At 72.7% G+C, this 23,520-nt stretch carries 29 protein-coding genes; 19 read left to right on the top strand and 10 right to left on the bottom strand.

Annotation, left to right across the window (positions count from 1 at the left end; all coding sequences use genetic code 11):
• Positions 1-35: 35 nt before the first annotated feature.
• Positions 36-920, bottom strand: a complete 885-nt coding sequence (gene surE, locus EXE48_RS06615) for a 5'/3'-nucleotidase SurE (RefSeq protein WP_053770588.1) — start codon at positions 918-920, stop codon at positions 36-38.
• Between the two features lie 262 nt (positions 921-1,182).
• Positions 1,183-2,244, bottom strand: coding sequence for a glutamine-hydrolyzing carbamoyl-phosphate synthase small subunit (gene carA / locus EXE48_RS06610; protein WP_121600089.1), 1,062 nt, complete (start codon positions 2,242-2,244; stop codon positions 1,183-1,185).
• Between the two features lie 96 nt (positions 2,245-2,340).
• On the opposite strand from carA, the gene EXE48_RS06605 reads away from it, so the two are divergent.
• Positions 2,341-2,754, top strand: a complete 414-nt coding sequence (locus tag EXE48_RS06605; protein WP_137711021.1) for an Lrp/AsnC family transcriptional regulator — start codon at positions 2,341-2,343, stop codon at positions 2,752-2,754.
• Positions 2,755-3,153: 399 nt separating this feature from the next.
• On the opposite strand, the gene icd is transcribed toward EXE48_RS06605, so the two are convergent.
• Positions 3,154-4,416: an isocitrate dehydrogenase (NADP(+)) gene (icd, locus tag EXE48_RS06600; RefSeq protein ID WP_053770585.1), complete on the bottom strand. Its 1,263-nt coding sequence runs from the start codon at positions 4,414-4,416 to the stop codon at positions 3,154-3,156.
• A 135-nt stretch (positions 4,417-4,551) separates the two neighbouring features.
• Positions 4,552-5,556, bottom strand: coding sequence for a glycosyltransferase (locus EXE48_RS06595; protein ID WP_137711020.1), 1,005 nt, complete (start codon positions 5,554-5,556; stop codon positions 4,552-4,554).
• A gap of 167 nt (positions 5,557-5,723) precedes the next feature.
• Between EXE48_RS06595 and EXE48_RS06590 the strand changes: the two genes are divergently transcribed.
• Entirely contained in the window at positions 5,724-6,698 is a 975-nt protein-coding gene (locus tag EXE48_RS06590) for an isoaspartyl peptidase/L-asparaginase (protein WP_137711019.1), read from the top strand.
• A gap of 54 nt (positions 6,699-6,752) precedes the next feature.
• Here EXE48_RS06590 and EXE48_RS06585 read toward each other — a convergent pair whose 3' ends face one another.
• Both EXE48_RS06585 and EXE48_RS06580 read right to left on the bottom strand, forming a co-directional pair.
• Complete coding sequence (locus tag EXE48_RS06585; protein WP_053770582.1) at positions 6,753-7,403, bottom strand: potassium channel family protein; 651 nt, start codon at positions 7,401-7,403, stop codon at positions 6,753-6,755.
• Between the two features lie 3 nt (positions 7,404-7,406).
• A complete protein-coding gene (locus EXE48_RS06580; protein WP_053770581.1) occupies positions 7,407-8,870 on the bottom strand; it encodes an APC family permease in 1,464 nt (487 codons plus the stop codon).
• Positions 8,871-8,963: 93 nt separating this feature from the next.
• On the opposite strand from EXE48_RS06580, the gene cofD reads away from it, so the two are divergent.
• The 8 genes from cofD (at position 8,964) to EXE48_RS06540 (ending at position 14,685) form a co-directional block, all read left to right on the top strand.
• Positions 8,964-10,001 (top strand): 2-phospho-L-lactate transferase, encoded by a 1,038-nt coding sequence (gene cofD / locus EXE48_RS06575; protein WP_137711018.1) that lies wholly within the window; start codon positions 8,964-8,966, stop codon positions 9,999-10,001.
• A complete protein-coding gene (locus EXE48_RS06570) occupies positions 9,998-10,891 on the top strand; it encodes a tRNA-dihydrouridine synthase (RefSeq protein WP_137711017.1) in 894 nt (297 codons plus the stop codon). Before cofD ends, EXE48_RS06570 begins: the two co-directional genes overlap by 4 nt.
• Complete coding sequence (locus EXE48_RS06565) at positions 10,888-11,865, top strand: triphosphoribosyl-dephospho-CoA synthase (protein WP_137711016.1); 978 nt, start codon at positions 10,888-10,890, stop codon at positions 11,863-11,865. The genes EXE48_RS06570 and EXE48_RS06565 overlap by 4 nt, the downstream gene beginning before the upstream one ends.
• Positions 11,862-12,497, top strand: coding sequence for a DUF447 domain-containing protein (locus tag EXE48_RS06560; RefSeq protein WP_137711015.1), 636 nt, complete (start codon positions 11,862-11,864; stop codon positions 12,495-12,497). The genes EXE48_RS06565 and EXE48_RS06560 overlap by 4 nt, the downstream gene beginning before the upstream one ends.
• A gap of 101 nt (positions 12,498-12,598) precedes the next feature.
• Positions 12,599-12,793, top strand: a complete 195-nt coding sequence (locus EXE48_RS06555; RefSeq protein ID WP_053770576.1) for a 30S ribosomal protein S17e — start codon at positions 12,599-12,601, stop codon at positions 12,791-12,793.
• Between the two features lie 85 nt (positions 12,794-12,878).
• Positions 12,879-14,114 (top strand): tripartite tricarboxylate transporter permease, encoded by a 1,236-nt coding sequence (locus EXE48_RS06550; RefSeq protein WP_137711014.1) that lies wholly within the window; start codon positions 12,879-12,881, stop codon positions 14,112-14,114.
• A 123-nt stretch (positions 14,115-14,237) separates the two neighbouring features.
• Positions 14,238-14,417 (top strand): HVO_2753 family zinc finger protein, encoded by a 180-nt coding sequence (locus EXE48_RS06545; RefSeq protein WP_053770574.1) that lies wholly within the window; start codon positions 14,238-14,240, stop codon positions 14,415-14,417.
• Between the two features lies 1 nt (position 14,418).
• A complete protein-coding gene (locus EXE48_RS06540) occupies positions 14,419-14,685 on the top strand; it encodes an elongation factor 1-beta (RefSeq protein ID WP_053770573.1) in 267 nt (88 codons plus the stop codon).
• Positions 14,686-14,814: 129 nt separating this feature from the next.
• On the opposite strand, the gene EXE48_RS06535 is transcribed toward EXE48_RS06540, so the two are convergent.
• Positions 14,815-15,252 (bottom strand): DUF5809 family protein, encoded by a 438-nt coding sequence (locus EXE48_RS06535; RefSeq protein WP_053770572.1) that lies wholly within the window; start codon positions 15,250-15,252, stop codon positions 14,815-14,817.
• A 36-nt stretch (positions 15,253-15,288) separates the two neighbouring features.
• Complete coding sequence (locus tag EXE48_RS06530; RefSeq protein ID WP_137711013.1) at positions 15,289-15,723, bottom strand: DUF5810 domain-containing protein; 435 nt, start codon at positions 15,721-15,723, stop codon at positions 15,289-15,291.
• Between the two features lie 244 nt (positions 15,724-15,967).
• Between EXE48_RS06530 and EXE48_RS06525 the strand changes: the two genes are divergently transcribed.
• From EXE48_RS06525 to EXE48_RS06505, 5 genes are read left to right on the top strand one after another with little or no spacing between them, the layout of a single operon-like run.
• Complete coding sequence (locus EXE48_RS06525; RefSeq protein WP_121600080.1) at positions 15,968-17,212, top strand: translation initiation factor IF-2 subunit gamma; 1,245 nt, start codon at positions 15,968-15,970, stop codon at positions 17,210-17,212.
• Position 17,213: 1 nt separating this feature from the next.
• Positions 17,214-17,669, top strand: a complete 456-nt coding sequence (locus EXE48_RS06520; RefSeq protein WP_053770569.1) for a type II toxin-antitoxin system VapC family toxin — start codon at positions 17,214-17,216, stop codon at positions 17,667-17,669.
• Positions 17,670-17,690: 21 nt separating this feature from the next.
• Positions 17,691-18,266 (top strand): DNA-directed RNA polymerase, encoded by a 576-nt coding sequence (locus tag EXE48_RS06515; protein ID WP_121600078.1) that lies wholly within the window; start codon positions 17,691-17,693, stop codon positions 18,264-18,266.
• Complete coding sequence (spt4, locus tag EXE48_RS06510; RefSeq protein WP_053770568.1) at positions 18,266-18,463, top strand: transcription elongation factor subunit Spt4; 198 nt, start codon at positions 18,266-18,268, stop codon at positions 18,461-18,463. Before EXE48_RS06515 ends, spt4 begins: the two co-directional genes overlap by 1 nt.
• Before the next feature lie 25 nt (positions 18,464-18,488).
• Positions 18,489-19,112, top strand: coding sequence for a GTP-dependent dephospho-CoA kinase family protein (locus EXE48_RS06505; RefSeq protein ID WP_137711012.1), 624 nt, complete (start codon positions 18,489-18,491; stop codon positions 19,110-19,112).
• A gap of 23 nt (positions 19,113-19,135) precedes the next feature.
• On the opposite strand, the gene EXE48_RS06500 is transcribed toward EXE48_RS06505, so the two are convergent.
• On the bottom strand, positions 19,136-19,717 hold the full coding sequence (locus tag EXE48_RS06500) for a hypothetical protein (RefSeq protein ID WP_121600076.1): 582 nt from the start codon (positions 19,715-19,717) through the stop codon (positions 19,136-19,138).
• A 149-nt stretch (positions 19,718-19,866) separates the two neighbouring features.
• Here EXE48_RS06500 and EXE48_RS06495 point away from each other — a divergent pair, with 149 nt between their 5' ends.
• The 4 genes from EXE48_RS06495 to EXE48_RS19245 all read left to right on the top strand — a co-directional run bounded on the left by EXE48_RS06495 (position 19,867) and on the right by EXE48_RS19245 (position 22,554).
• Positions 19,867-20,172, top strand: a complete 306-nt coding sequence (locus EXE48_RS06495) for a 30S ribosomal protein S24e (RefSeq protein WP_004597313.1) — start codon at positions 19,867-19,869, stop codon at positions 20,170-20,172.
• Positions 20,173-20,181: 9 nt separating this feature from the next.
• Positions 20,182-21,924 (top strand): bifunctional N(6)-L-threonylcarbamoyladenine synthase/serine/threonine protein kinase, encoded by a 1,743-nt coding sequence (locus EXE48_RS06490; RefSeq protein WP_137705181.1) that lies wholly within the window; start codon positions 20,182-20,184, stop codon positions 21,922-21,924.
• A gap of 86 nt (positions 21,925-22,010) precedes the next feature.
• A complete protein-coding gene (locus EXE48_RS06485) occupies positions 22,011-22,313 on the top strand; it encodes a DUF5808 domain-containing protein (RefSeq protein ID WP_053770564.1) in 303 nt (100 codons plus the stop codon).
• A gap of 106 nt (positions 22,314-22,419) precedes the next feature.
• Positions 22,420-22,554: a hypothetical protein gene (locus EXE48_RS19245; RefSeq protein ID WP_017343858.1), complete on the top strand. Its 135-nt coding sequence runs from the start codon at positions 22,420-22,422 to the stop codon at positions 22,552-22,554.
• Here the strand turns inward: EXE48_RS19245 and EXE48_RS06480 are convergent.
• Complete coding sequence (locus EXE48_RS06480) at positions 22,538-23,449, bottom strand: sensor histidine kinase (RefSeq protein WP_053770563.1); 912 nt, start codon at positions 23,447-23,449, stop codon at positions 22,538-22,540. The genes EXE48_RS19245 and EXE48_RS06480 overlap by 17 nt on opposite strands.
• Positions 23,450-23,520: the final 71 nt, after the last annotated feature.

Here is a 23,520-nt window from a genome sequence, read left to right as displayed (position 1 = left end):
GCCGCGTCGGCCTCTCGCCCGAGCGGCGCGACCGGTCAGTCGGCGCCCGTCTCGGCGCCCGGAGCGGGGTCGACGAGTTCTCCCGTCCGCTCGCCCGCGACGGACCGGGAGCTCGACAGCGGCGAGATGCTCACCTCGCCCTCGACGGCCGCGCGGCGGTCCGAACCGGGGTCGTCCGGGACGTTCCCCCGCAGGAACTCCCGCCAGAAGCGGTCGCGGAGCTCCATCCCCATCTCGCCGCGGCGCTCGCCGAACTCCCACCCTTCCGGGACGTCCTCCTCCTCGGGCCCCTCCTCGCCCGGACGGAACTCGATGACGTCGAAGCCGCGCGCGGGCTCGGTCAGCCGGTAGGTCGGGTTCTCCGCCGCCTCGTCGTCGGCGGCCGGGACGTTCACGTTCAGCACGTCGGCGCCGAACGGGAGTTCGAGACCCCCGTCGCTGCCGACCGCGGCGCGGTCGATCAGGTCGGCGACGACCGATCCGGCGACGGCGAAGTCGCCGTTGTCGAGCGTCGGCGGCACGGGGAGGTTGCCGCGGTCGTACAGCGAGACCGCGACGGCGGGCGTGCCGAGGAACGACGCCTCCATCGCGGCGCCGACCGTCCCGGACTGGCCGAGGATGTGCGCGCCGATGTTCGGCCCGTGGTTACAGCCGGAGACGACGACGTCGGGGTCGAGTTCGAGCGCCACGTCCGCGACCGCGACGCAGTCCGCGGGGGTCCCCTCGACCGCGTAGCCGCGGTCGGTCTCGGTGTAGTCGACCGTCGTGTCCCACCACGAGCGCGCGCCGCCGACGCCGGACTGGTTCGTCGCGGGCGCGACGACCGTCACGTCGTAGTCGCGGGAGAGCGCGTCCGCCAGCGCCCGGAGGCCGACGGCGTCGATCCCGTCGTCGTTGGTGAGCAGGATCTCGGTTGGCATACGACACCGTGCGCGGGCACGGGAGAAAACGTCGCCGGTCCGAGGCGAGGAGCGTGACGGGCGCGGGGCGTGGCGGGCGCGAGGAGCGTGACGGGCGCGAGGAGCGTGACGGGCGCGGAGGACGAGGCGAGAGGAAACGAGGAACGAGCGCGAGGGGAGAGCGGGCGCGAGGGGGACGAACGTCGCGGGCGTCGGCCGGGTGGTACTCCGTGTGGTCAGCGGAGGGCGTCGGGACCGCGGAGAACGGGGTCGGACCGCCGGGTCAGTCGGCCGCCACGCGACGCGACGAGGACGCGAGGTCCAGCACCTCGTCGAAGAAGCCGAGCGAGTCGTGCGGGCCGGGGTTCGCCTCGGGGTGGTACTGGCGGGTGATGACGTCGAGTTCCTCGCTGTCGAGCCCCTCGACGGTGTCGTCGTTGACGTTCACCTGCGTCACCTCCAGCGGGCCGGTGTCGTCGACCGTGTAGCCGTGGTTCTGCGTGGTCATCACGACCTTGTCGGTGCGGAGGTCCTTGACGGGCTGGTTGACGCCGCGGTGGCCGAACGCCATCTTCTCCGTCGAGCCGCCGAGCGCGCTCGTGATCACCTGCTGGCCGAGGCAGATGCCCGCGAGGGGGAGGTCGCCCGCGAACTCGTCGACCACGTCCTGCGCGGCGACGAAGTTCTCCGGGTCGCCCGGGCCGTTCGAGACGAAGAGCACGTCGGGCTCGACGGCGGCCACGTCCTCGGGGGTCGCGTCGTACGGGAGGACGTGGACGTCCGCGCCGCGGTCGGTGAGCGAGGAGATGATAGAGCCCTTCGCGCCGCAGTCGAGCATCGCGACGTCGACGTCGCCGCCGCCCTCGTGGACGGTCGGCTCGGTCACGGACACCTGCGCGCCGATGTCGACGTGATCGCTCATCGGCTCACACGCCTCCATCTCGTCGACCGCGTCCTCGGGGGTCGCGTCCGGGCCGGCGGCGATCCCGCAGGCCATCGCGCCCTCCTCGCGGACGGTGGTGACGACCTCGCGGGTGTCGACGTGGTCGACGGCCGGCACGCCCTCGTCGGCGAGCCAGTCGGCGACGTCGTCGGTCAGCTCGCGGGCGATCGCCGCGCGGGGCTGGACCGACTCGGACTCGAACCGCTCGGTTCGGACGCCGTAGTTGCCGATGAGGGGGTACGAGAAGGTGAGGATCTGTTCGGCGTAGGAGGGGTCGGTGAGCGACTCCTCGTAGCCGGTGTACGCGGTCGTGAACACCAGTTCGCCGCGAGTGCGCCCCGGCGCACGGGCGCGCGCTTCGAGCACGCGTCCGTCGGCCAGCGCGATGTAGGCGTCCGACATTACGAGAAACGTACGCGCAGTGGATAATAAATGCGTCGTTCGAAGGTTCGTTACGATATTCGTAACGGGTAAGGCGACGGGGAGAAAGGCAGTGGTATGGACGACCTCGACCGACGGATCCTCTCGATCCTGCGACGGGACGCGCGGACCCCGTACACGGAGATCGCGGACCGGGTGGGGACCTCCGAGGGCACCGTGCGAAACCGCGTCGACCGCATGACCGAGGAGGGCGTGATCGAGCGGTTCACCGTCACGACCCGCACCGGGAACGTGAAGGCGATGATCGAGATATCGGTGGAGATGAACGTCAACACCGACGCGATCGGCCAGCGGATGGTGGAGTGGGAGGAGGTCGACTTCGTCTGGCAGGTGTCGGGCGAGGAGGACGTCGTCCTCGTCGTCGACGCGGTCGACACGCGCGCGGTCAACGAACTGATCACGAAGGCCCGGGAGATGGACGAGGTCAAGTCGACGAAGACGCGGCTCATCCTCGACGAGCGGTTGGGGTAGGCGGGCGACGCGGCCGCGATTGATAGATGAATCCGCGGCGGCGCGCCTGCGAGCGGCCGCGAGCCCGCCCGCGAGGGAGTCGGTGGTCCGGAGCGGAGCGACGGACCACCGACGAGGCTGGGGAGGCCTGCGGTGCGGTGCTGTACAGGGTGGGACTCAAAGGGGCAGCCGGGAGGCGGGCGCAGGCGACGTAAGGACCGCAACGAGGGAGCACGCAGTGAGCGACCGAGTGAGGACCGCAGCGAGCGTGCGCCCGCCTCCCGGCTGGGGCTTTGGCGGTGTTCACCGTCGATCCATCGACAACAGTCGTTTATAAGTAAAGACGCCGCTCACGCTCGCGGGCAGAGAGAGATAGAAAACGGGAGTCGTCGGCCGCGAGGTCGACGACGCCGAACCGGCCTACGCCAGCTCGTCGATCTTGTCGACGACGGCGTCGGCGAACTCGCTGGTGGCGAGCTTCTCGCCGCCCTCGATCTGCCGGTGGAGGTCGTACGTGACCTTCCCGGAGGCGATGGTCTCCTCGACGGCGTCGCGGACGAGGTCGGCGGCGTCGGACCAGCCGAGGTAATCGAGCATCTCGCGGCCGGAGAGGATCATCGCGGTGGGGTTCACCTTGTCCTCGCCGGCGTACTTGGGCGCGGAGCCGTGGACGGGCTCGGCGAGACAGCGGCCGTGGCCGAAGTTGGCGCCGGGCGCGATGCCGAGGCCGCCGATCTGCGCGCCGGCGGCGTCGGACATGTAGTCGCCGTTGAGGTTCATCGTCGCGATGACCCCGTACTCCTCGGTGCGGGTCAGGAGCTGCTGGAGCATGTTGTCCGCGATGCGGTCCTTGACGACGAGGGTGCCCTCGGGCTGCTCGCCGTCGTGGTCCTCCCACAGCTCGTCCTCGGTGATCACGTCGTCGCCGTACTCCTCCTCGGCGACCTCGTAGCCCCAGTCGCGGAAGGCGCCCTCGGTGAACTTCATGATGTTCCCCTTGTGGACGAGGGTGACCGAGTCGCGGTCGTTGGCGAGCGCGTAGTCGATGGCCTCGCGGACGAGGCGCTTCGAGCCGAACTCGGAGATGGGCTTGACGCCGATGCCGACCGGGCCGTCGTGGATGACGTCCGCGATGTCCATGTCGTCTTCGAGGAAGTCGCGTACCTCCTCGACCTCGTCGGTGCCGGCCTCCCACTCGACGCCGGCGTACACGTCCTCGGTGTTCTCGCGGAACGTGACCATGTCCATCTTCTCGGGGCTCTTGACGGGCGACGGGACGCCTTCGAGGTGATAGGTGGGACGGACGTTCGCGTACAGGTCGAGCGTCTGGCGAAGCGCGACGTTCAGCGAGCGGAACCCGGCGCCGACGGGGGTCGTCAGCGGGCCCTTGATCGCGACGCGGTGGTCGCGGATGGCCGAGACGGTGTCCTCGGGGAGGTTCTCGTCGTACTTCTCGCGGGCGCTGGCGCCGGCGTAGACGCGCATCCAGGCGATGGAGCGGCCCGTCGCCTCGGCGGCGGCGTCGAGCACCTGCTGTGCGGCCGGCCCGACGTCGGTGCCGATCCCGTCACCGTGAATGATCGGGATGATCGGGTTCGAGGGAACGTTCAGCTCGCCGGTCTCCTCGTCGGCGAGCGTGATGGCTTCGCCGTCGTCGGGGACGTCGACCTTGTCGTAGCTCATGAACGTTCGAGGATTTTTGTGCCCCCCTAAAGTGCCTGCCGTTTTCGGCGTGAGCGTCGCGCTCGCAGCGTTTGCCGGTTTTCGCTCACGGCGCCGCGCGCGGCGTTCTGCCGGCGCCCCGCGGCCGTTCGGGGGTCAGACCGGCTCGACCTCGACGTCGAACAGCGACCGCCACCGGTAGCGGCGACCGCCCCATACGAAGGTCCGCCGGGCGAACGCGTACGCCATCAGCGGCAGCGCGATCAGCACGCCGGGCGCCGCGAGCAGGAACGTCGCGCGAGCGATTCCGAAGCGGGCGTACGCGGCCCCCGCGAGCGCGGTGACGACCCCTACCCCAATGAACGGCGCAAACAGGCAGAGCGCGGCCATCGCGACGCCGAAAGCCGCGTTGAACGCGGTCGCCCTCGGCGCGTGGTAGCGGGTGATCGTCAGGAAGCGGACGAACCGCTCCAGCGAGCCCCGGAGCGACCCGCCGGCGCGGACGTACCGCGTTCGGTCGACCGCCGACACGTCGAGGTGCGCCGTGAGCGTCCCGTCGTCGCTGACGGTCCGCCGGAGGTCTCGGAGGAACGCCGCCTCGCCGTCGCGAAGGTCGTCGCGCTCGAAGATCACCGCGCCGCCCCACGCGACGCCGGCCGCGAACACCGCGAGCGTTCCGCCGATGACGTACGCGGGCTCGAACAGCCGACCGAGCGGGTCATCGCCGACGAACACCGGCACCTCCGTGGTCGGTCCGCGCCGCTCGTAGTCGGCGTCGAGCGTCGCCAGCCAGTCCGGCGGGTGCCGGAAGTCGTCGTCGGTCCACGCGATCCGGTCGTTCGCCGCCGCCTCCATCCCGGCCGCGATGGCGTTCGCCTTCCCGGAGCACCCCTCCGGCTCGCCGGCGACGAGGGCCCGGACGCGGTCCGGGAGGTCGCCGCGGCGCGCCGCGACGGGGTCGTCCGGCGAGTCGCAGATCACGAGGAGCTCGTCGGCGGCGCAGTCGCCCCCGCGCCCGCCCCCGTCCCCGCCGGCGAACGCCGCCGGGCCGCGGAGCTGGTCCGCCACCTCGTCGCACGCCTCGGTCCAGCGGACGGTCGGGAGCAGGACCGACACCGGCGTCGGACGCTCCGGCCCCGCGGTCGGGTCCGAATCGGTCACGTCGGTCGCTTCGGGCGGCGGGGAGTAAACGCCGGCGGTCACGGGGTCGGGCGCGAGCGCGTCCCGCGCCCGTCGGCCTCGGCCTCCCGGTCCGCGGTGCGCGTGCGAACGCCCGAGCGGGCCGCCGCCTTCCGGGCGCTTATGTGGCCGCCGCGGGTGCCACCGGTATGCGAGTCATCGTTCACGGCGGCGCCGGCGGCGCCCCGGACGACCCGGAGCCCAGACAGGCGGTCCTCGACGAGGCGGCCGCGCGCGGCGCCGCGGGCGCGACGCCGCTCGACGCGGTCGAGTCGGCGGTCGGCGTCCTCGAATCGGACCCGCGGTTCAACGCCGGCGTCGGCGGCGCCGTCCAGTCCGACGGCGTCGTCCGCACCGACGCGGGCGTGATGACCGCGGACCGCGAGGTCGGCGCGGCCTGCTCGATGCCGGGCGTCGAGCACGCCGCGAGCGTCGCCCGCGTCGTCCACTCCGAGACGCCGCACGGCTTCGTCTCGGGCGAGCACGCCGTCGACCTCGCGGCCGACTTCGGGATCGAGACCGATGCCGACCTGCTCACCGACGAGACGCGCGAGCGGTACGAGGCCGAGGACCCGCCGCGGGGGTCGCCGCGCGACCACCTCGACTGGCTCGACTCGCGGTTCGGGTCGGGCGACGACCAGGCGGGCGGGGCGGGAGACGGCGAGGGCGACCGCGGGAAGGCGGCGGAGAGAGGCGGCGAGGAAGCGGGAGCGACCGAGTCGGGGCGCGCCCCCGATCACGACACCGTCGGCGCCGTCGCGACCGACGGCGAGCGCGTCGCCGCGGTCACCTCGACCGGCGGGCGGTCGTTCGCGCTCGCGGGGCGCGTCGGCGACGTGCCGCAGGTCGGCTCGGGCTTCTTCTGTACCGAGGCCGGCGGGGCGAGCGCGACCGGCGCCGGCGAGGACATCGCGCGCGTCACGCTCTCGCGGCACGCGGTCGACCTCCTCGACGAGGGGCTCGGCGCGCAGGCCGCCGCCGACCGCGCGATCGCGGAGTTCGAGGCGGTCACCGGCTCGGGCGCGGGCGTCATCGTCCTCGACCCGACGGCGACCGGCGCCGACGCCGCCGGGAGCGCGTTCAACACCGAAGGGATGCAGACGAGCGTCGCGCTCGGCGAGTGAGGCGGGCGGGTCGGTCGCCGCCCGGCGCGGCTCACCGGCTCGGCCCGCCGGCGCCTACCCGCGGAAGAGGTTCAGCACCTCGTCGACGACGGATGGCTCGACGGCGACGAGGTACGACTCCCCCGCGTGAAGCACCGTCTCCGGACCCGCGAGGGTGTCGCCGGCGGCGTCGGAGACGATCAGGCTCCCGCGGGGCAGCGCCACCTCGTCGAGCGAGCGCCCGGCGACGGGCGCGCCGTCGGCGACGTGGACCTCCAGGATGTCGAGCGTCCCGGTGACGTCTTCGAGCGTGCTCACGTCGGGTTCGATCGCGTTCACCGCGGCGCGCGCGCCGGCGCGCTCCGGGAATATCACCTCGTCGACGAACCGGTCGAACTCCGCGCCCGGCTCGCTCTCGGTGCGGACGACCGTCTGCGTGTCGGGGGCGAGTTCGCGGGTCAGCAGGCAGACCGCCAGGTTCGTCCCGGTCTGACTCGTCAGCGCGGCGACCACGTCGGCGCGCTCTAACCCCGCCTGTTCGAGGACGCCCGGGCGCGTGGCGTCGCCCTCGATCACCGTGGCGACGTAGTCGTCCGAGAGCGCCTCCGCCCGCTCTGGGTCCCGCTCGACGACGGTCACGTCGTGGCCCCTGTCGTCGAGGATGTGGGCGACCCGGTTCCCGACGCGGCCGCCGCCGGCGATCACGATCCGGAAGTTTCCGTCCATGGGTCAGCCGTCGCCGGCCTCCGCATTAGAACTGTCCGTGCTCGCCGGCGCCGCGCCCTCGCCGCGGCCGCGCAGGGCGTAGTACGCGGCGACGCCCGCGAGGATCCAGCCGACGCTCAGCGCCAGCGCGAGGGGGTCGGTCCGGACGAGGTACACCACGAGGACGCCGGTGAGCAGGAGGTTCAACGCGATCCCGAGCACCGCCGGGATGGGGTAGTACGGCATCTCGTACGGGCGGCGCATGTTCGGGCGGTCGCGGCGGAGCTTGATCACGGCCGCGTTGACGACGATGAACGAGAGCAGGAAGAAGAGGCTGGAGACGTTGCCGGCGCTCTCGGTCGGCAGGACGACGGACCCGAGCATCACGACCGCGCTGAGGAGGATCGCGAAGAACGGGGTTCCGTACCGGTGGTGGATGCGACCGATCCGCGGGAGCAGCTGCCCCTCCCGCCCCATCGAGAAGGCGACCCGCGAGGAGGCGATGACGACCGCGTTCAGCGCCGTCAGCGTCGAGAAGACCGCGCCGAAGACGATGAGCGCGCCGCCGTTCCGGATGATCGGGAGCCCCGTCGGCATGAACGAGGTGGCGGCCTGCGCGATCCCCGCCTCGCCGGCGTCGGCGAGCCCCTGTGCGCCGAGGGTGCCGATGGCGACGACGACCACCAGCGCGTAGACGAGCACGGTCGCCCCGAGGCTGTAGAAGATCGCTCGCGGGATGTTCTCGCGCGGGTTCTCGACCTCCTCGGTGACGGTCGTGATGAGGTCGTACCCCTCGAAGGCGATGAACGTCAGGCCCATCGCCGGGAGGATCGAGAACGCGGAGTTCCCGGCGGGGAACAGCGGGTCGAACTGCTGGAAGGTGAAGCTCGTCTCCCCGCCGCCGCCGGCCGAGAGGAATCCGAAGGCGACGAAGACCACGAGGATGGCGACCTTGACGGCCGTGAACAGCGTCTCCGCGCTGCCGCTCGCGGCCGTCGAGAGGGCGTTGACGGTCACGAGGAGCGCGACCGCGACGAGCGCGAGCCCGACCGCGGCCGGAACCGACACCGGGAGGAGCGGCACGGCGACCGCGCCGACCTGTCCCGGGGCGGCCGCGAACCCGTAGACGTGGAGCAGCTCCAGGAAGTTCGGCGCGAACCCGAGCGCGTAGAGTCCGCCCGCGATCATGTACGCGAACCAGAGCATCCACCCCATCAGGAACGAGGGGAGGTCGTCGAACGTCTCGCGGACGAAGGCGTACCCCCCGCCGGACTTCGGGATCGAGGCGGCGAGCTCGGCGTACGAGAGCCCCGTGAACGCCGTGACGATCCCGTTGAACACGAAGACGAGGATCGCGGCTGGCCCGGCGATCTCCGCCGCGAGCCCGGTCAACACGAATATCCCGGCGCCGATCATTGCCCCCATCCCGATCATCGTCGCGTCCAGCAGCCCGAGTTCGGCGGCTGGCGCGCGCTCACCGGCACTCATCGTCGTGTCCCACCGTCCCCACGCGAATAGTTGTTTGGCCGTCGGGGCCGCCGCGAGGCGAGGATACAAATCCGGGCGTCGCCTTGCGCCGGTATGGTAACCTTCCTCGCCGGGGGAACGGGCACGCCGAAGCTCCTCGACGGCGCGGCCCGGGTGTGGGAGCCCGCCGAGACGGCGGTCGTCGCCAACACCGGCGACGACGTCGAGCTGGGCGGCCACCTCGTCTGCCCGGACGTCGACACCGTGCTGTTCGCGGGCGGCGGCGTCCTCGACCGCGAGACGTGGTGGGGGATCGGCGGCGACACGACCGCGACCCACGCGGAGCTCGGCCGGCTCGCCGAGGCGGCCGGACTCGAAGCGGGCCCACGGTACCTCGACGCCGACGCGCAGACCGCGGGCCGGGAGATCGCCCGGTGGCGGCGGTTCTCGGCGGTCGCCGAGTTCATGGAGATCGGCGACCGCGACCGCGCGGTCCACCTCACGCGGACGGGCCTGCTCGACGAGGGGCACACGCTCACGGCCGCGGTCCGGACGCTCGCGGACGCCTTCGGCCTCGACGTCGACCTCCTCCCGATGTCCGACGACCCGGTCGCGACGCTGGTCCACACCGAGGCCGGCGAGACGCTCCACTTCCAGGAGTACTGGGTCGCGCGGCGCGGCGAGCCAGCGGTCGCCGACGTGGAGTTCCGGGGGGCGGACGACGCCGAGCCGACCGACGCCGTGCTGGCGGCGCTCGACGACCCGGTCGTGATCGGCCCATCGAACCCGGTGACGAGCATCGGGCCGATGCTGGCGCTGCCCGGGTTCGAGCGCGCGCTCCGGGAGACGCCCGTCGTCGCCGTCTCGCCGTTCGTCGGCGACGAGGTGTTCTCCGGGCCCGCGGCGGACCTGATGGCCGGCGTCGGCCGCGACCCCTCGACCGCGGGCGTGGCCGCTGCGTACCCGTTCGCGGACGCGTTCGTCCTCGACGACGCGGATCCGACCGAACTCGACCGGCATGTCGAGCGCACCGACACCGAAATCGACGACGCGGACGACGCCGAGCGCGTCGCCCGCGCCTGCGAGCGCGCGCTGGCGGCGGTCACCGGGGACGCGGCGGACGCGCGGCCGCCGCGGGAGGGCGCCGAGTGACCCGGAGCGGGAGCGAGCGGGAGGCGTCCCGCGAGGGCGACGACGGCGACGCGCCCGTCGGCGAGAGCGAGGCCCCGTTCCTCGTCGCCGCGAGCCTCAGCGGCGCCGCCGACGCCGCGTGGGCCCGGGCCGCGGCCGAGCACGTCGACGCCGCGCTCCTCGGCGGGGTCGCGCTCGACCCGGCCAGCCGGGCGGCCGCCCGCGACCTCGTCGCGCGCGGCCGCTCCGAGTTCCTCCCCGCCGACCCGGTCGCGTTCGTCGCCGACCAGCTCGACGCGGTCGCCGACGCGCCGGTCCGCCCCGGGATCAACGTCCGGAGCGCGTCGCCGGGGCCGGTCCGAGAGGTCGCGCGCGTCTGCGCCGACCGCGGCGCCATTTGCGAGGTCAACGCCCACTGCCGGCAGCCGGAGCTGCGCGCGGTCGGCTGCGGCGAGTCGCTGCTCCGCGAGCCGGACCGCCTCGCGCGGTACGTCGCCGCCGCGGCCGAGACGGGCGCGACGACGAGCGTGAAGGTCCGCGCCGAGGTGCCGGGGGTCGACCTCGTCGCCGTCGCGGAGCGGGTCGCGGCCGCCGGCGCGGACTGGCTCCACGTCGACGCGATGGACTCGGAGGCGGTGATCGCCGACCTCGCGGCGGCGGTCGACGCGGCGGCGGCGCGGAGTGAGAAGACCCCGCTCGCCGACCTGACGCTCGTCGCCAACAACGGCGTCCGGGGCCGCGAGACGGTCGCCGAGTACGCGGCGCACGGCGCCGACGCGGTGAGCGTCGGGCGGCCGACGGAGGAGCCGCCGGTCCTCTCGCGCGTGGCGGACGCCGTCGAGGCGTGGCGGAGCGGGGGGCTCCCGCGCGAGGCCCGCGGGCCTGAGCCCGGGCCGGAGGCGTCGCCGTGACCGACCCCGTCGACGACGCGACGCTCGCGCTCCTCGTCGAGGTGGCCGGCACGCCGAAGCCCGGGAACGTCGACCGGCGCCGCGACCTCGACGACCTGCGGTTCGAGGCGTTCCTCGGCGGCGCCGTCGGCGCGCGTCCGGGGCTCGAACGGGCCGCGAGGGGGACCGCCGGGGGCGCGGGCCCCGCGGTCGGCGACGCCTTCGAGCGCGCCGTCCGGGGGATGGCCGACCGCGCCGGGACGAACACCCAGTTCGGCTGTCTGCTGCTCCTGGTCCCGCTGGTTCGGGCGGCCGCCGACCCGGACCGGGACCTCTCGCCCGCCGGCCTCGACGCGCTCTGTCGGGCGACGACGGTCGAGGACGCGGTCGCCTTCTACCGCGCGTTCGAGGCCGTCGACGTCGCGGTCGACGACCCGCCGCCGGGCGCGGACGACCTCGACGTGCGCCGCGGGAGCGACGCGGAGCCCGCGATCCGCGACCGCGGCGCGACCCTGCGGGACGTGCTGGCGCTCTCGGCCGACCCGACGGGCGGCGCCGGCGAGGGCGATGGGGCCGCCGACCGCGTCCCCGACCGCAATGCCGCCGAGTGGGCCGAGGGGTTCCCCCGGACGTTCCGCGCGGCCGGGTGGATCCTGAGCGACGAGGGGCCGCTCGCGGACCGGGCGGCGCGGGCGTTCCTGGGGCTGCTCGCCGCCGAGCCGGACACGCTCGTCGCGTCGACGCAGGGGGCGGCGACGGCGCGCGAGGCGAGCGGGCGGGCGGCGGCGCTACTCGGCGTCGACTCGGCGGGGCCGAGAGGCGTCGGCGGCGTCGACGCGGTCCCGACCGACGCCGTCCACGGCGCCGACCTCGACGCCGCGGAGTCGCTGGCGGACGAGTTCGTCGCGGCGGGGATTAACCCCGGCACGACCGCCGACCTCACGTGCGCGGCGCTGTTCGTCGCGCTCCGGCGCGGCGCGGAGGTGGCGCCGTGAGCGACGCCGGTCGGCGGGGTCGGGACGGCGTCGCCCCCGACGGCTGGCCGGTCGCGCTCCGCGGCGTCACCGAGTCCGTGGTGACGACGCTGGGCCCGAACGACCGGTGGAACGTCGCGGCCCTGGGGCTCCACGCGCCGGACGAACCAGAGGATTCGGTCACCGCGCGCACATACGGGCGCACCCGCACGTGGCGGAACTTCAGCGAGCGCGGCGGCGGCGTGGTCCAGTTCACGGTCGACCCGCGGACGTTCGTCGACGCGGCGCTCACGGTCCGCGAGGCCGACGACCCGGTCCTCCCGAGCGCCGATGCGTGGGTCGAGGTCGAGGCCGAGGCGGTCGCGGCCGAGAGCGAGGGCGACACGACGATACGGACCTGGGAGCTGTCGCCGGTCGAGTCGGCGGTCGTGAGCGAGCGCGTGCCGACGGTGAACCGCGGGTTCGGCGCGGTCGTCGACGCCACGGTGGCCGCCTCGCGGCTCGACGTGCCGGCGTTCGACACCGACGAACTGCTCGACAGGCTCCGGTACTTCGCCGACGTGGTCGAGCGCTGCGGCGGTCCCGCCGAGCGCGAAGCGTTCGCGCGGATCGACGAGGCGACCGGGTGGCGCGAGCGCGCGGGCGACGAGTGACCCGGAGGGGGCGCGACGAGACGAACCCCGCCGCGACTCCGGCTCGCGGCCGCTCGCGGCGGAACGAACCCTTTTAGTTCGCCCCTCCGGTACCGCTCGGTATGGCCATCAAACCCAAGTACATCAAACAGCTCGGGAACGCCCTCCTGGAGCGGTATCCCGACTCGTTCAACACGGACTTCGAGACGAACAAGGAGAGCGTCACGGCGCTGACGACCGTCGAGTCGAAGGGCGTCCGCAACCGGATCGCCGGCTACGTCACCCAGAAGAAGTCGCAGGCCGCGCAGAACGCGTAAGCGTTCGGTTCGAGTCGTCGCTGGTTCTCCCGACGGGCGCGACCGCCCCACAGCTTAAGCCCGGAGCCGCGGCCATCCCGCCTCGATGGACGCGCTCGTGCGGCCGGTGGTCGACCCGACGTTCGCGGCGGGTGCGCTCGCGTTCCTGCTCGGCGGCGTCGCGCTCGGGACCGCGAGCGGGCTGGTGCCGGGGCTCCACGCCAACAACTTCGCGCTGCTCCTCGCCGGCCTCGCCCCGTCGGTGCCGGCCGACCCCCTGTTCGTCGGCGTGGCGATGCTCGGCGCCGGCGTCGTCCACTCGTTCCTCGACATCGTCCCCGCGCTCGCGCTCGGCGTGCCCGACGCCGCGACCGCGGTGGCGGCGCTACCGGGTCACCGACTGGTGATCGCGGGGCGCGGCCGGGAGGCGGTCCGGCTCTCCGCGCTCGGCTCCGGGCTGGCGGTCGCGCTCGCGGTGCCGCTGGCGGTCCCGGTCACGTGGCTGATGGTGCGGTGGTACCCGGCGCTGCGCGCGCACCTGCCGCTGCTGCTCGGGGGCGTCGTCGCGCTGCTCGTCCTCACCGAGTCGTCGCGGCGGGCGGCGGTCGGCGGGCTCGTCGCCTTCCTCGCGAGCGCCGCGCTCGGGTTCGCGACGCTCGACGCCGACCCCGCCGCGCCGCTGTCGACCGGCGGGGTCCTCGCGCCGCTTTTCGCCGGACTCTTCGGCGTCCCGGTCCTCGTGGAGGCGCTCGGCGGCGAGGGGGTCCCGCCGCAGGCGGACCCGCGGATCGCGATGCGAGCGCGCGACCTCGGCACGAGCGCGGGGGCGGGGTCGCTCGCCGGCGCGGTGGTGGGGTACGTCCCGGGCGTGTCGGCCGCCATCGCCGCCGTGGCCGCGATGCCCGCGGTGCCGCGCGCGTCGGCGGACCGCGGGTTCGTCGTGGCGACGAGCGGCGCGAACACGGCGAACACGATCTTCGCGCTGTTCGCGCTGGTAGCGCTCGGGACGCCGCGCACGGGCGTGACCGTCGCCATCGATCGGGCCGGCGTGCCGTTCGCGCTGCCGATGCTGCTCGTCGCCGCCGCGACCGCCGCGTGCTTCGGGTTCGCGCTCGTCGTACTCGTCAGCGACCCGTACCTCCGGATCGTCGGCAACGCCGACTACACCCGGCTCTCGATCGGCGTGTTGGGACTCCTCGCCGTCGTCTCGTACGCGTTCGCCGGGGCGTACGGCGTCGGCGTTCTCCTCGTCGCCGGCGCGCTCGGACTTGTCCCGCCGCGGGTCGGCGCCCGGCGTGTCCACCTGATGGGCGTCCTCATCGGCCCGCTGATCGTCGGGTGACGGCCGGGTTCGGTCCCCGCGACCCGCCGCCCCCGCGCTCCGTCGAGCGGGACGGTACCGGTCCGCACGGTCCGTTCCGGCGAAAAGAACAACGGTTAAAAGTCGCCGTCGGTAGGTACGTGTATGAGCCAGAGCGACTCTCAATCGACTCCGCAGTGCGTCTCCTGTGGAATTCAGGTGTCCGGCATGAACGCCGCGCAGTTCTCCTGTCCGGACTGCGGCGCCACCATCTACCGGTGCGCCAAGTGCCGGAAGCAGAGCAACCTCTACGAGTGCCACGACTGCGGGTTCCGGGGGCCGTAAGATGGGCGACGTCGCCGCCAAGATCAAGGTCATGCCGAACAGCCCCGAAGTCGACCTCGACGACCTCCAGGACCGGCTGGAGGAGGAGCTCCCCGAGGGCGCGAAGATCCGCGGCTTCGAGCGCGACGACGTCGCGTTCGGGCTGGTCGCGCTCCTCCCGACCGTCATCGTCCCCGACGGCGCGGGCGGCACCGAGGCCGTCGAAGAGGCGTTCTCGCAGGTCGAGGACGTCGAGTCCGTCACGGTCGAGAACGTCGGTCGCCTGTAAGGCGCCGACCCGTCCGCCGCGATCGCCGACACCGGCGCTCGCGGTTCGATTCTGCGGCTCCGCTCGTCTCGGAGAGCGGCCGCTCCGCGGTTCGCGACCGGCGTGTCGGCACCCGCCGCCGCGGTCGGCCTATCGGCCCGACTCGTAGAACTCCTCGCGATACACCCGCCCGAAGGCGTTGCGTCGGAGGGTGCTGGCGGCCGCGTCCGGCTCCTCCTGGTACGTCGCCGCGATCACCGCGTCCGCGAAGGGGATCGGGTGCCAGACGACGTTGTCGACGTTGTCGGAGCCGATCTGCGTCACGGCCGCGTCGTCGAACTCGCTGTCCGCGAGCCACGCGTCGAACTCGTCGCGGTCGCCGACGTGGACCGCGAGCAGCTCGGCGAACGTCGCGTCGCGGGCGGTCCGGATCACCTCGGGCGTGACGCGCTCGTCGTACTCGTCGGCGTCGAACGACATCGCCTTGGTCGCCTCGCGGACGACGACCTGCGCGACGGGGCCGGCCTCCTCGTACCGTTCGAGCGCCTCGGCGCGCGTCTCGGGGGCGAACGTGCCTCTGGTCTCCATACGCGCGGTTGGCCGGGGGCGGGGAAGGGCGTTCCGCTACGCGTCGCTTTCGTCGTCGGTCGAGGGGTGGTCGTCCTCGTCGGCGTCGGCCGCGGCCTTCCGGGTCATCTCGCGCGCCTCGCGCAGCGCCTCGGCGACCTCGGGGTCGTCGACCTGCTCGGGGGCGGGCGCGCCAGCGTCCGCGGGAGCGCCGTGTTCGTGGCCGGACGCGCTCCCGCCCGATCCCATCCCGACGTCCGGGCGTCCGCGGGGGACCGTGTCCTCGAACACCTCGTCGTACTCGGCGTCCTCGGCGTGCGGGGTCACCTCGGCGGCGAGTTCGGCCGGTTTCCGGTCGCTCCAGTCGTCGACGCGCTCGTCGAGCCACGACTCGTGGTCGCCGCCGTGGAGCATCGCCGTGAACGCGAGGTGGTGCGCGAGGTGTTCGCCGTCGCGCTGCGGCGTGTCGCAGACGGGGCACGCGTATCCCATTACACGTCCGCGTTACCGCGTGAGGCGTAAATCGGCGTCGAAGGACGCCGACGGCGCCCGTTCGCGACCCGGGTGTCGGGTCGCGTGGTGAGCGACGAGGCCGCGACCGCCGCGGCCCCGAACCGGACGGAGTCGGACGGTCGCCGTCGGCTCGCCCGCGGGCGTCTCTCGCACCTATAACAGCAACTTTATCACTCGCACGGGGCGAAATCCGCATAAGACTACTCCGTTAGGAGGTCCAACAGTGACTGAAGCCAACACACAACCGGAGGTGAACATCGGTCTCGTCGGTCACGTCGACCACGGGAAGACGACGCTGGTACAGGCGTTGTCCGGCTCGTGGACCGACCAGCACAGCGAGGAGATGAAACGCGGTATCTCGATCCGGCTGGGGTACGCGGACGCGACGTTCCGACGCTGCCCCGGTGTCGACGAGCCCGAGTGTTACACCGTCGACGAGGAGTGCGAGGACGGCTCCGAGAGCGAGCCGATCCGGACGGTGTCGTTCGTCGACGCCCCGGGCCACGAGACGCTGATGGCGACGATGCTCTCCGGCGCCTCGATCATGGACGGGGCGGTCCTCGTCGTGAGCGCGACGGAGGACGTCCCGCAGGCCCAGACGGAAGAGCACCTGATGGCGCTCGATCTCATCGGGATCGAGAACATCGTCATCGCGCAGAACAAGGTCGACCTGGTCGGCCGCGACCGCGCCGTCGACAACTACGAGCAGATCCGGGAGTTCGTCGAGGGAACCGTCGCGGAGGACGCGCCGATCGTCCCCGTCTCGGCCCAGCAGGAGGTCAACCTCGACCTCCTGATCGACGCCATCGAGTCCGAGATCCCGACGCCGGAGCGTGACCCCGCCGAGCACGCCCGGATGTACGCGGCCCGCTCGTTCGACATCAACCGACCGGGGGCGAGCGCCGGGGACCTCAAGGGCGGCGTCGTCGGCGGCTCGCTCGTCAGCGGCGAGCTGTCCGTCGGCGACGGCCTGGAGATCCGCCCGGGACGCGAGGTCGACGAGGAGGGCCAGACCGAGTGGCGACCGCTGGAGACGACCGTCCGGTCGCTTCAGGCCGGCAACCGCGACGTCGAGACCGCCCGGCCCGGCGGTCTCCTCGGCGTCGGCACCGGGCTCGACCCGAGCCTCACGAAGGGCGACGCCCTCGCCGGGCAGGTCGCCGGCGAGCCGGGGACGCTCCCGCCGACCCGCGAGGAGTTCGAGATGACGGTCGACCTCCTCGACCGCGTCGTCGGCAAGGAGGACGACGAGAGCGGTGAGAGCGACATCGAGGAGATCAGCACCGGCGAGCCGCTGATGCTCACGGTCGGCACGGCGACGACGGTCGGCGCCGTGACGAGCGCGCGCGACGGCGAGTGCGAGGTGAGCCTCAAGCGGCCCGTCTGCGCCGAGGAGGGCGCCCAGATCGCGATCAACCGGCGCGTCGGCGCGCGCTGGCGGCTCATCGGCGTCGGGACGCTGGCGTAGCGTGGCCGACGACGCCCGCGCGGACGGTCCGGAGACCCCGGCCGCGGGCGACGCCCGAACCGAGGCCCTCGGCGGCGCGCCCGTCGTCGCGCTCGACACGAGCGCGCTGATGGCGCCGGTCGAGGCCGACCTCCGGCTGTTCGAGGAGCTGGACCGGATCCTCGGCGGCTACGAGGCCGTGGTGCCGACGGCGGTGCTCGCGGAGCTCGACGGCCTCCAGGGCGGCAACGGCGCGGAGGCGACCGCCGCGAGCGTCGGGGCGGACCTCGCGGAGCGGGCGGAGGCGGTGGAGACTGACGAATCGTACGCCGACGACGCGCTCGTCGCCCTGGCCGCGGCCGGCCGGGTCGACGCCGTCGTCACGGTCGACGGGCCCCTCGCGAACCGGGTGCTGGCCGCGGACGCACCAGTAATCGGTTTAAGGGGTCGGAACACACTGGCGATAACGGAACCCTAGCGGCCGCGGACAACCAACAACATGTACAAACGAGTTCGACTCAAGGACACGGTCGAGGTCCCGCCGAAGCACCTGGCGGACGTCACCGACGAGCGGGTGAAGGCCTTGCTCCAGGACAAGCTGGAAGGACGGATGGACGAGGACGTCGGCAGCGTCGTGAGCGTCATCGAGGTTCACGACATCGGCGAGGGCGCGGTGTTACACAACCGCCCCGGCGTCTACTACGAGGCGGAGTTCGACGCGCTCACCTACGACCCCGACATGCAGGAGGTCGCCGACGGCACCGTCGTGGAGACGGTCGAGTTCGGCGCCTTCGTCGGGATCGGCCCGGTGGACGGGCTGCTCCACGTCTCGCAGATCACCGACGAGTACCTCACGTTCGACGGCGCGAACCAGCAGCTCGCCTCGTCGGACTCCGACAAGACGCTCGGCGTCGACGACGCCGTCCGCGTCCGCGTCGTGACGAAGAGCATCGACGAGCGCAACCCCCGCGACTCGAAGATCGGGCTCACCGCGAAACAGCCCGGCCTCGGCAAACACGAGTGGCTGGAGGGCCGGCGGAAACACCGCGAACAGACCGGTGAGGAGGCCGACTGATGGCCGAGGACCGCCTGGCGTGCCGAGAGTGCCACCACGTCAACGACCCGGACGCCCAGACCTGCGCGCTCTGCGGGTCCTCGTCGCTGACGGAGGACTGGGCGGGCTACGTCATCGTCACCGACCCCGCGGACAGCCAGATCGCGGAGGAGATGAACGTCTCCGACGCGGGCGCGTACGCGCTAAAGGTCCGGTGACCACCCGATCCGAGGCCGAAGGCCGATGAGCGACGCATCCGACCCGCTTCTCACGCTGCCCGAATCGCTGCGCGACGCGTTCAAGGAGCCGCTGGGCCCGGTGACGACGGACGCGGACGCCCTGATCGAGGCCGCCGACGAGACCCGCGAGCGACACGCGTCGCCAGCCGAGGGTCCCCCGCGGCTGATCGCGGTCGGCGACGTGGTCACCTATCACCTCCGCGAGGCGGGCCGCGTCCCGGACGCCGCGCTTGTCGACGGGAAGACGGAGCGGGAGGCCGTCCGCGAGGAGATAGCGGCCGCGCTCGCGGCCACGGACGAGCGGCGCGTGCCCGTCGAGAACCCGGCCGCGACGCTGTCGGCGGCGCTACTCGACGCGCTCGCCGAGGCGCTCGCGGCGGAGGAACCGGTGACGATCGAGGTGACCGGCGAGGAGGACCTGGCGGCGCTGCCGGCGATGCTCGCGGCGCCGCTCGGGTCGACCGTCGTCTACGGCCAGCCCGGCGAGGGGATGGTCCGCGTCGCGGTCACGCCCGAGGCGCGGCGGCGGGCCCGGGGGCTGTTCGAGAGCCTGAGCGGCGATGTCGCGACCGCGTACGAGATTCTCGGCGTCGACCCGGACGAGGCCCGCGAGTTCGACGCGGAGTGAGTCTGCGCCGTTCGATCTCGGCGTCACTCGGAGTCGACGGCGACGGTGGCCGCGAGGACGGCGAGACCGACCGCCAGCGCGACGGCGGTCACCAGTCGCGGCGTGACCGGGACCGTCGAGAGCCGGAGGTACGGCTCGACGCCGTTGCGTCGGAGCCCGGCGAGCGCCTCGACGCCCCAGTGACCGCTCGCCAGCAGCGAGAGGCCCACGCCGACACCGAGCCCGCCGGTGACGAACCCGACCCCGGTGAGTGCGTCCTCGAACGCGAGGAACGACCAGACCGCGTCGTCCGTGGGTTCGGGACCGCGAGCGAGGCGCCGCTGGAGCGCGACCAGGCCGAGGCCGGCCCCGCCGGCGGCGATGGTACCGGCCAGCGCGACGGCCGCGACGCCGAGGGAGGTCGCGGCTGGCGGACCCGCGAAGTTCGCCTCCCGAACGGCCGCGGGGAGGGTCGCGACGAGGGGGGCGGCGAGCGAGCCGAGGAGCGCCAGCGCGCCGCAGATCCGGGCCTTTCGAAGGGGCGGCATCGGGACGATGATGTTGGCCGATCTGGTGAGTTCGTACTCGGAGCGCTCGGTCGGGTCGAATCCGTCGTCGTTGGGCATTCGAGTGGTAACGATATCCACGGCCTGCAGGACTGAAACCTTGACGCCGAACGGGGCGCTCGGTCGACGGTCGGCGGGGAGTTCGGCGGCGACACCCCCGCTTCGAAATCCTTTTACAGCTTTCGAGGGGATATACGCCCAACTGAACCATGGACGTCGATATCATCTCCGAGGAGGAGAACCCGATGCTGCACCGCACGGACATCCGTTTCGAGACGACCCACGAGGAGGCCACTCCCTCGCGGCTGTCGGTCCGCGACTCGCTGGCCGCCAAGCTCGACAAGGACTCCGAGGAGGTCGTCGTCCACGAACTCGACACCAAGTTCGGCATGCGCAAGACGATCGGCTACGCGAAGGTGTACGACTCCGCGGCCGACGCCCTGGAGGTCGAACAGGACCACATGCTCGAGCGCAACAAGATCGGCGGCGACGAGGCGGACGCCGAGGAAGCGTAACCCCGCCGGATGCGCGTTCTCGGCATCGAGGGTACCGCGTGGTGCGCGAGCGCCGCGCTGTACGACGCCGAGACCGACTCAGTTCTCATCGAGTCCGACCCCTACGAGCCCGACAGCGGCGGCATTCACCCGCGCGAGGCCGCCGAACACATGTCGGAGGCGATCCCCGAGGTCGTCGACCGGGTGTTGACCGCGGCCGAGGCGGAGTACGGTCCTGACGCGGTCGACGCCGTCGCCTTCTCTCGCGGGCCCGGGCTCGGTCCCTGCCTCCGGATCGTCGGGACCGCCGCGCGGTCGCTCGCCGGGACGCTCGGCGTGCCCCTCGTCGGCGCCAACCACATGGTGGCGCACCTGGAGATCGGTCGGCACCGCTCCGGGTTCGACAACCCCGTCTGTCTGAACGCCTCGGGCGCGAACGCGCACCTGCTCGGCTACCACGACGGGCGGTACCGGGTGCTCGGCGAGACGATGGACGCCGGCGTCGGCAACGCGATCGACAAGTTCACGCGCCACGTCGGCTGGAGCCATCCCGGCGGTCCGAAGGTGGAGGCGGCGGCCGCCGAGTTCGCGGCGGGCGCGGCGGGTGCGGGCGACGGAGAAGGGTCCGCGGGCGGCGAAGCGGCCGCCTCGGCCGCCGACCTCCTCGACCTGCCGTACGTCGTCAAGGGGATGGACTTCTCGTTTTCCGGGATCAGCTCGGCCGCCAACGACGCCGCCGACGGCGGGGTCCCGGTCGAGGAGATCTGCTTTTCGCTCCAGGAGCACGTGTTCGCGATGCTCACCGAGGTCTCCGAGCGCGCGCTGTCGCTGACCGGCGCCGACGAGCTCGTGCTGGGCGGCGGGGTCGCCCAGAACGACCGCCTCCGCGAGATGCTGGCCGCGATGTGCGAGGCGCGCGGCGCCGACTTCCACGCGCCCGAGCCCCGCTTCCTCCGCGACAACGCGGGGATGATCGCCGTGTTGGGCGCGAAGATGGCGGCCGCGGGTGACGCGATTCCCGTCCCGGAGTCCGCGGTCGACCCGAACTTCCGACCGGACCAGGTGCCGGTGACGTGGCGGGAGGGGGAGTCGGTCGCGCGGGGAGCCGCGGGCGGCGCGTCGGCCGAGACGGCGCGCGACCCGGACGCGGACCGCCGCGGCGCGGAGGCGACCGTCGCGGTCACCGGCGCGGGCGACGATCGTCGGGTCGTCAAGCGGCGGGTCGAGAAGTCGTACCGGCACCCCGACCTCGACCGGACGCTCAGGCGCGACCGGACCGTCGCGGAGGCGCGGCTGACGAGCGAGGCCCGCCGCGCGGGCGTCCCGACGCCGCTCGTGTACGACGTCGACCTCGCGGACGCGACGCTGACGCTCCAGTACGTCGGCGAGCGCGACCTCGCGACCGCCCTCGACGAGCGCTCGACAGAGGCGGTCGGGCGCCACCTCGCCCGGCTTCACGGTGCGGGGATCGTTCACGGCGACCCGACGACGCGGAACGTGCGCGTGTCGCCCGACGAGGCGGAGAGCGCGGCCGCGGACGACGAGCCCGCCCCGGCGCCGGCGACGTACCTCATCGACTTCGGGCTCGGCTTCCACACCGGCCACGTCGAGGACCACGCGATGGACCTCCACGTGTTCGAGGGGTCGATCCGGGCGACCGCGACCGATCCCGATCCGCTGATAGCGGCGTTCGAGGCGGGGTACGAGGCGGTCGGCGAGGGCGAGGTCCTCGACCGGCTCCGGGACGTGGCGGACCGCGGCCGTTACCGCTGAGCGTCGGGGCGCCGCCGCGGCGCCGCCGGCCGGCCCGCCGACCGATGGCGCCACGATTTATAGTGCCAGCGGACAGACGGACTGGTATGGGAGACAAACCGTCGTCGGGAGAGATTCTCGGGATTCCGTACAACTTCGAGCGTCCGAGCCTCGGACGCCTGCTGTCGTCGTACTGGCAACCGGAGAAGGGGATGCTCGTCGAGAAGCCGTTCGGCATCGGTTACACCCTGAACCTCGCCAACTGGCGGTCGTGGATCGTCCTCGCGGTCGCCGGCGGGCTCTACTACCAGCAGCAGCAGTCGGCCGGCGTCGACGCGTCCGGCGGGTCCGACGAGGACGCCGCGGACGACGGCGACGGACCGGTCGAAGTGATCGTCGACGACGACTGAGGCCGACCGCCGTCCCCGCCCGTGCGGCGTGGTACCGCGATCGGTGATTTTCACCGTTGATTCCGCATCGGTTTCATTTAAATATCAGAAGGACAGTGATACGGTAATGAAAGTCCAGTTCGAGTGCTCGTGTTCGGAGGAGATCTCCGAGTTCACCCGCGGCGAGGCCAGCCGCGGCGTCCACGTCGAGTGCGGGAACTGCGGCGCCGTCTACGCCGTGACGATCACCGAACTGGAGTAGGGGGCGTCGCCGCGGACTCGAACCGGAGCCGGACCGTGGTCCCGTCGTCCGTCGCGTCGAACCGGACGGTGCCGCCCTGCGTCTCGCACATCCACTTGACGAGCCACAGCCCGATGCTGCTCGCGTGCGAGAGCGGCGTCTCCTCTTCGGCCTGTAACACCGCCCGCTCTTCGGGAGGGATCCCCGGGCCGTTGTCGGTGACCTCCAGACAGGTTGTCGTTCCGTTCTCGCGGATCGTGGCCGCGACGCGGCGCGTGGCCCCGTCGTTGTGGGTGACCGCGTTCTCGAACACCTCGCGGATCGGGAACGCGACCGAGTCGTCGGCGCGGATCCACGCCTCGGAGGGCGTCTCGACGGTGACGGCGGCGCCGTCGGCGTCGACGACCTCGACCGCCTCGTGGACCGCGTCGACGAGGTCGACGCGACCGTCCGACGGCTCGGCGGACGCGTCCTCGACCACGCGGAGCTTCTCGCTGATGTCGACGACGTCGTCGGTCGTCTGTCGGATCGTCTCCAGGCACTCCCGGCTCCGCTCGTCGTCGATCCGGTCGGCGAGCAGGTCGGTGTACCCCTGGATCACGTTGAGGTCGTTGCGCACGTTGTGTCGGAACACGCGGCTCAGCACCTGTAGCTGCTGGTTGGAGGTTTCGAGGTCCCGGCGGGCGGTCTCCGCCCGGCGGCGGTGGTGCGTGACCGCGCCGTACAGGAGGCCGCCGGACCCGACGACGAGCAACAGGTCGCCGACGAGGTGCGCCGGCGTCCAGTCGGCGACGGATCCGACCGCGGACGCGGTCGCGAGGTCGACCGCGACCGCGAACGCCGCCGCGACGCAGAGGTACGCCGCCGTGAGCGCCGTCGCCGACCGCCCGTAGAGTAGTTCCGGATTATATTTCATTTATATTTAATTTTACTCTCAGTGAATTTTCCTCGCACGAGAGAACTCAACGGCCGGCGTCTTAAGCTTTG

It is taken from the genome of Halorubrum sp. ASP1 (assembly GCF_005435135.1).
In the GTDB taxonomy this organism is placed as follows: Archaea; Halobacteriota; Halobacteria; order Halobacteriales; family Haloferacaceae; genus Halorubrum; species Halorubrum tropicale.
The sequence above is the reverse complement of the archived record's forward strand: the minus strand, read 5'-3'. Positions and strand labels throughout refer to the sequence as shown.

What these genes read in the sequence shown, in the direction of transcription:
- surE (WP_053770588.1), bottom strand. Translation starts at nt 920, where the DNA reads ATGCCAACCGAGATCCTGCTCACCAACGACGACGGGATCGACGCCGTC.
- carA (WP_121600089.1), bottom strand. Translation starts at nt 2,244, where the DNA reads ATGTCGGACGCCTACATCGCGCTGGCCGACGGACGCGTGCTCGAAGCG.
- EXE48_RS06605 (WP_137711021.1), top strand. Translation starts at nt 2,341, where the DNA reads ATGGACGACCTCGACCGACGGATCCTCTCGATCCTGCGACGGGACGCG.
- icd (WP_053770585.1), bottom strand. Translation starts at nt 4,416, where the DNA reads ATGAGCTACGACAAGGTCGACGTCCCCGACGACGGCGAAGCCATCACG.
- EXE48_RS06590 (WP_137711019.1), top strand. Translation starts at nt 5,724, where the DNA reads ATGCGAGTCATCGTTCACGGCGGCGCCGGCGGCGCCCCGGACGACCCG.
- EXE48_RS06585 (WP_053770582.1), bottom strand. Translation starts at nt 7,403, where the DNA reads ATGGACGGAAACTTCCGGATCGTGATCGCCGGCGGCGGCCGCGTCGGG.
- EXE48_RS06580 (WP_053770581.1), bottom strand. Translation starts at nt 8,870, where the DNA reads ATGAGTGCCGGTGAGCGCGCGCCAGCCGCCGAACTCGGGCTGCTGGAC.
- cofD (WP_137711018.1), top strand. Translation starts at nt 8,964, where the DNA reads ATGGTAACCTTCCTCGCCGGGGGAACGGGCACGCCGAAGCTCCTCGAC.
- EXE48_RS06555 (WP_053770576.1), top strand. Translation starts at nt 12,599, where the DNA reads ATGGCCATCAAACCCAAGTACATCAAACAGCTCGGGAACGCCCTCCTG.
- EXE48_RS06550 (WP_137711014.1), top strand. Translation starts at nt 12,879, where the DNA reads ATGGACGCGCTCGTGCGGCCGGTGGTCGACCCGACGTTCGCGGCGGGT.
- EXE48_RS06545 (WP_053770574.1), top strand. Translation starts at nt 14,238, where the DNA reads ATGAGCCAGAGCGACTCTCAATCGACTCCGCAGTGCGTCTCCTGTGGA.
- EXE48_RS06540 (WP_053770573.1), top strand. Translation starts at nt 14,419, where the DNA reads ATGGGCGACGTCGCCGCCAAGATCAAGGTCATGCCGAACAGCCCCGAA.
- EXE48_RS06535 (WP_053770572.1), bottom strand. Translation starts at nt 15,252, where the DNA reads ATGGAGACCAGAGGCACGTTCGCCCCCGAGACGCGCGCCGAGGCGCTC.
- EXE48_RS06530 (WP_137711013.1), bottom strand. Translation starts at nt 15,723, where the DNA reads ATGGGATACGCGTGCCCCGTCTGCGACACGCCGCAGCGCGACGGCGAA.
- EXE48_RS06515 (WP_121600078.1), top strand. Translation starts at nt 17,691, where the DNA reads ATGTACAAACGAGTTCGACTCAAGGACACGGTCGAGGTCCCGCCGAAG.
- spt4 (WP_053770568.1), top strand. Translation starts at nt 18,266, where the DNA reads ATGGCCGAGGACCGCCTGGCGTGCCGAGAGTGCCACCACGTCAACGAC.
- EXE48_RS06505 (WP_137711012.1), top strand. Translation starts at nt 18,489, where the DNA reads ATGAGCGACGCATCCGACCCGCTTCTCACGCTGCCCGAATCGCTGCGC.
- EXE48_RS06500 (WP_121600076.1), bottom strand. Translation starts at nt 19,717, where the DNA reads ATGCCCAACGACGACGGATTCGACCCGACCGAGCGCTCCGAGTACGAA.
- EXE48_RS06495 (WP_004597313.1), top strand. Translation starts at nt 19,867, where the DNA reads ATGGACGTCGATATCATCTCCGAGGAGGAGAACCCGATGCTGCACCGC.
- EXE48_RS06490 (WP_137705181.1), top strand. Translation starts at nt 20,182, where the DNA reads ATGCGCGTTCTCGGCATCGAGGGTACCGCGTGGTGCGCGAGCGCCGCG.
- EXE48_RS06485 (WP_053770564.1), top strand. Translation starts at nt 22,011, where the DNA reads ATGGGAGACAAACCGTCGTCGGGAGAGATTCTCGGGATTCCGTACAAC.
- EXE48_RS19245 (WP_017343858.1), top strand. Translation starts at nt 22,420, where the DNA reads ATGAAAGTCCAGTTCGAGTGCTCGTGTTCGGAGGAGATCTCCGAGTTC.
- EXE48_RS06480 (WP_053770563.1), bottom strand. Translation starts at nt 23,449, where the DNA reads ATGAAATATAATCCGGAACTACTCTACGGGCGGTCGGCGACGGCGCTC.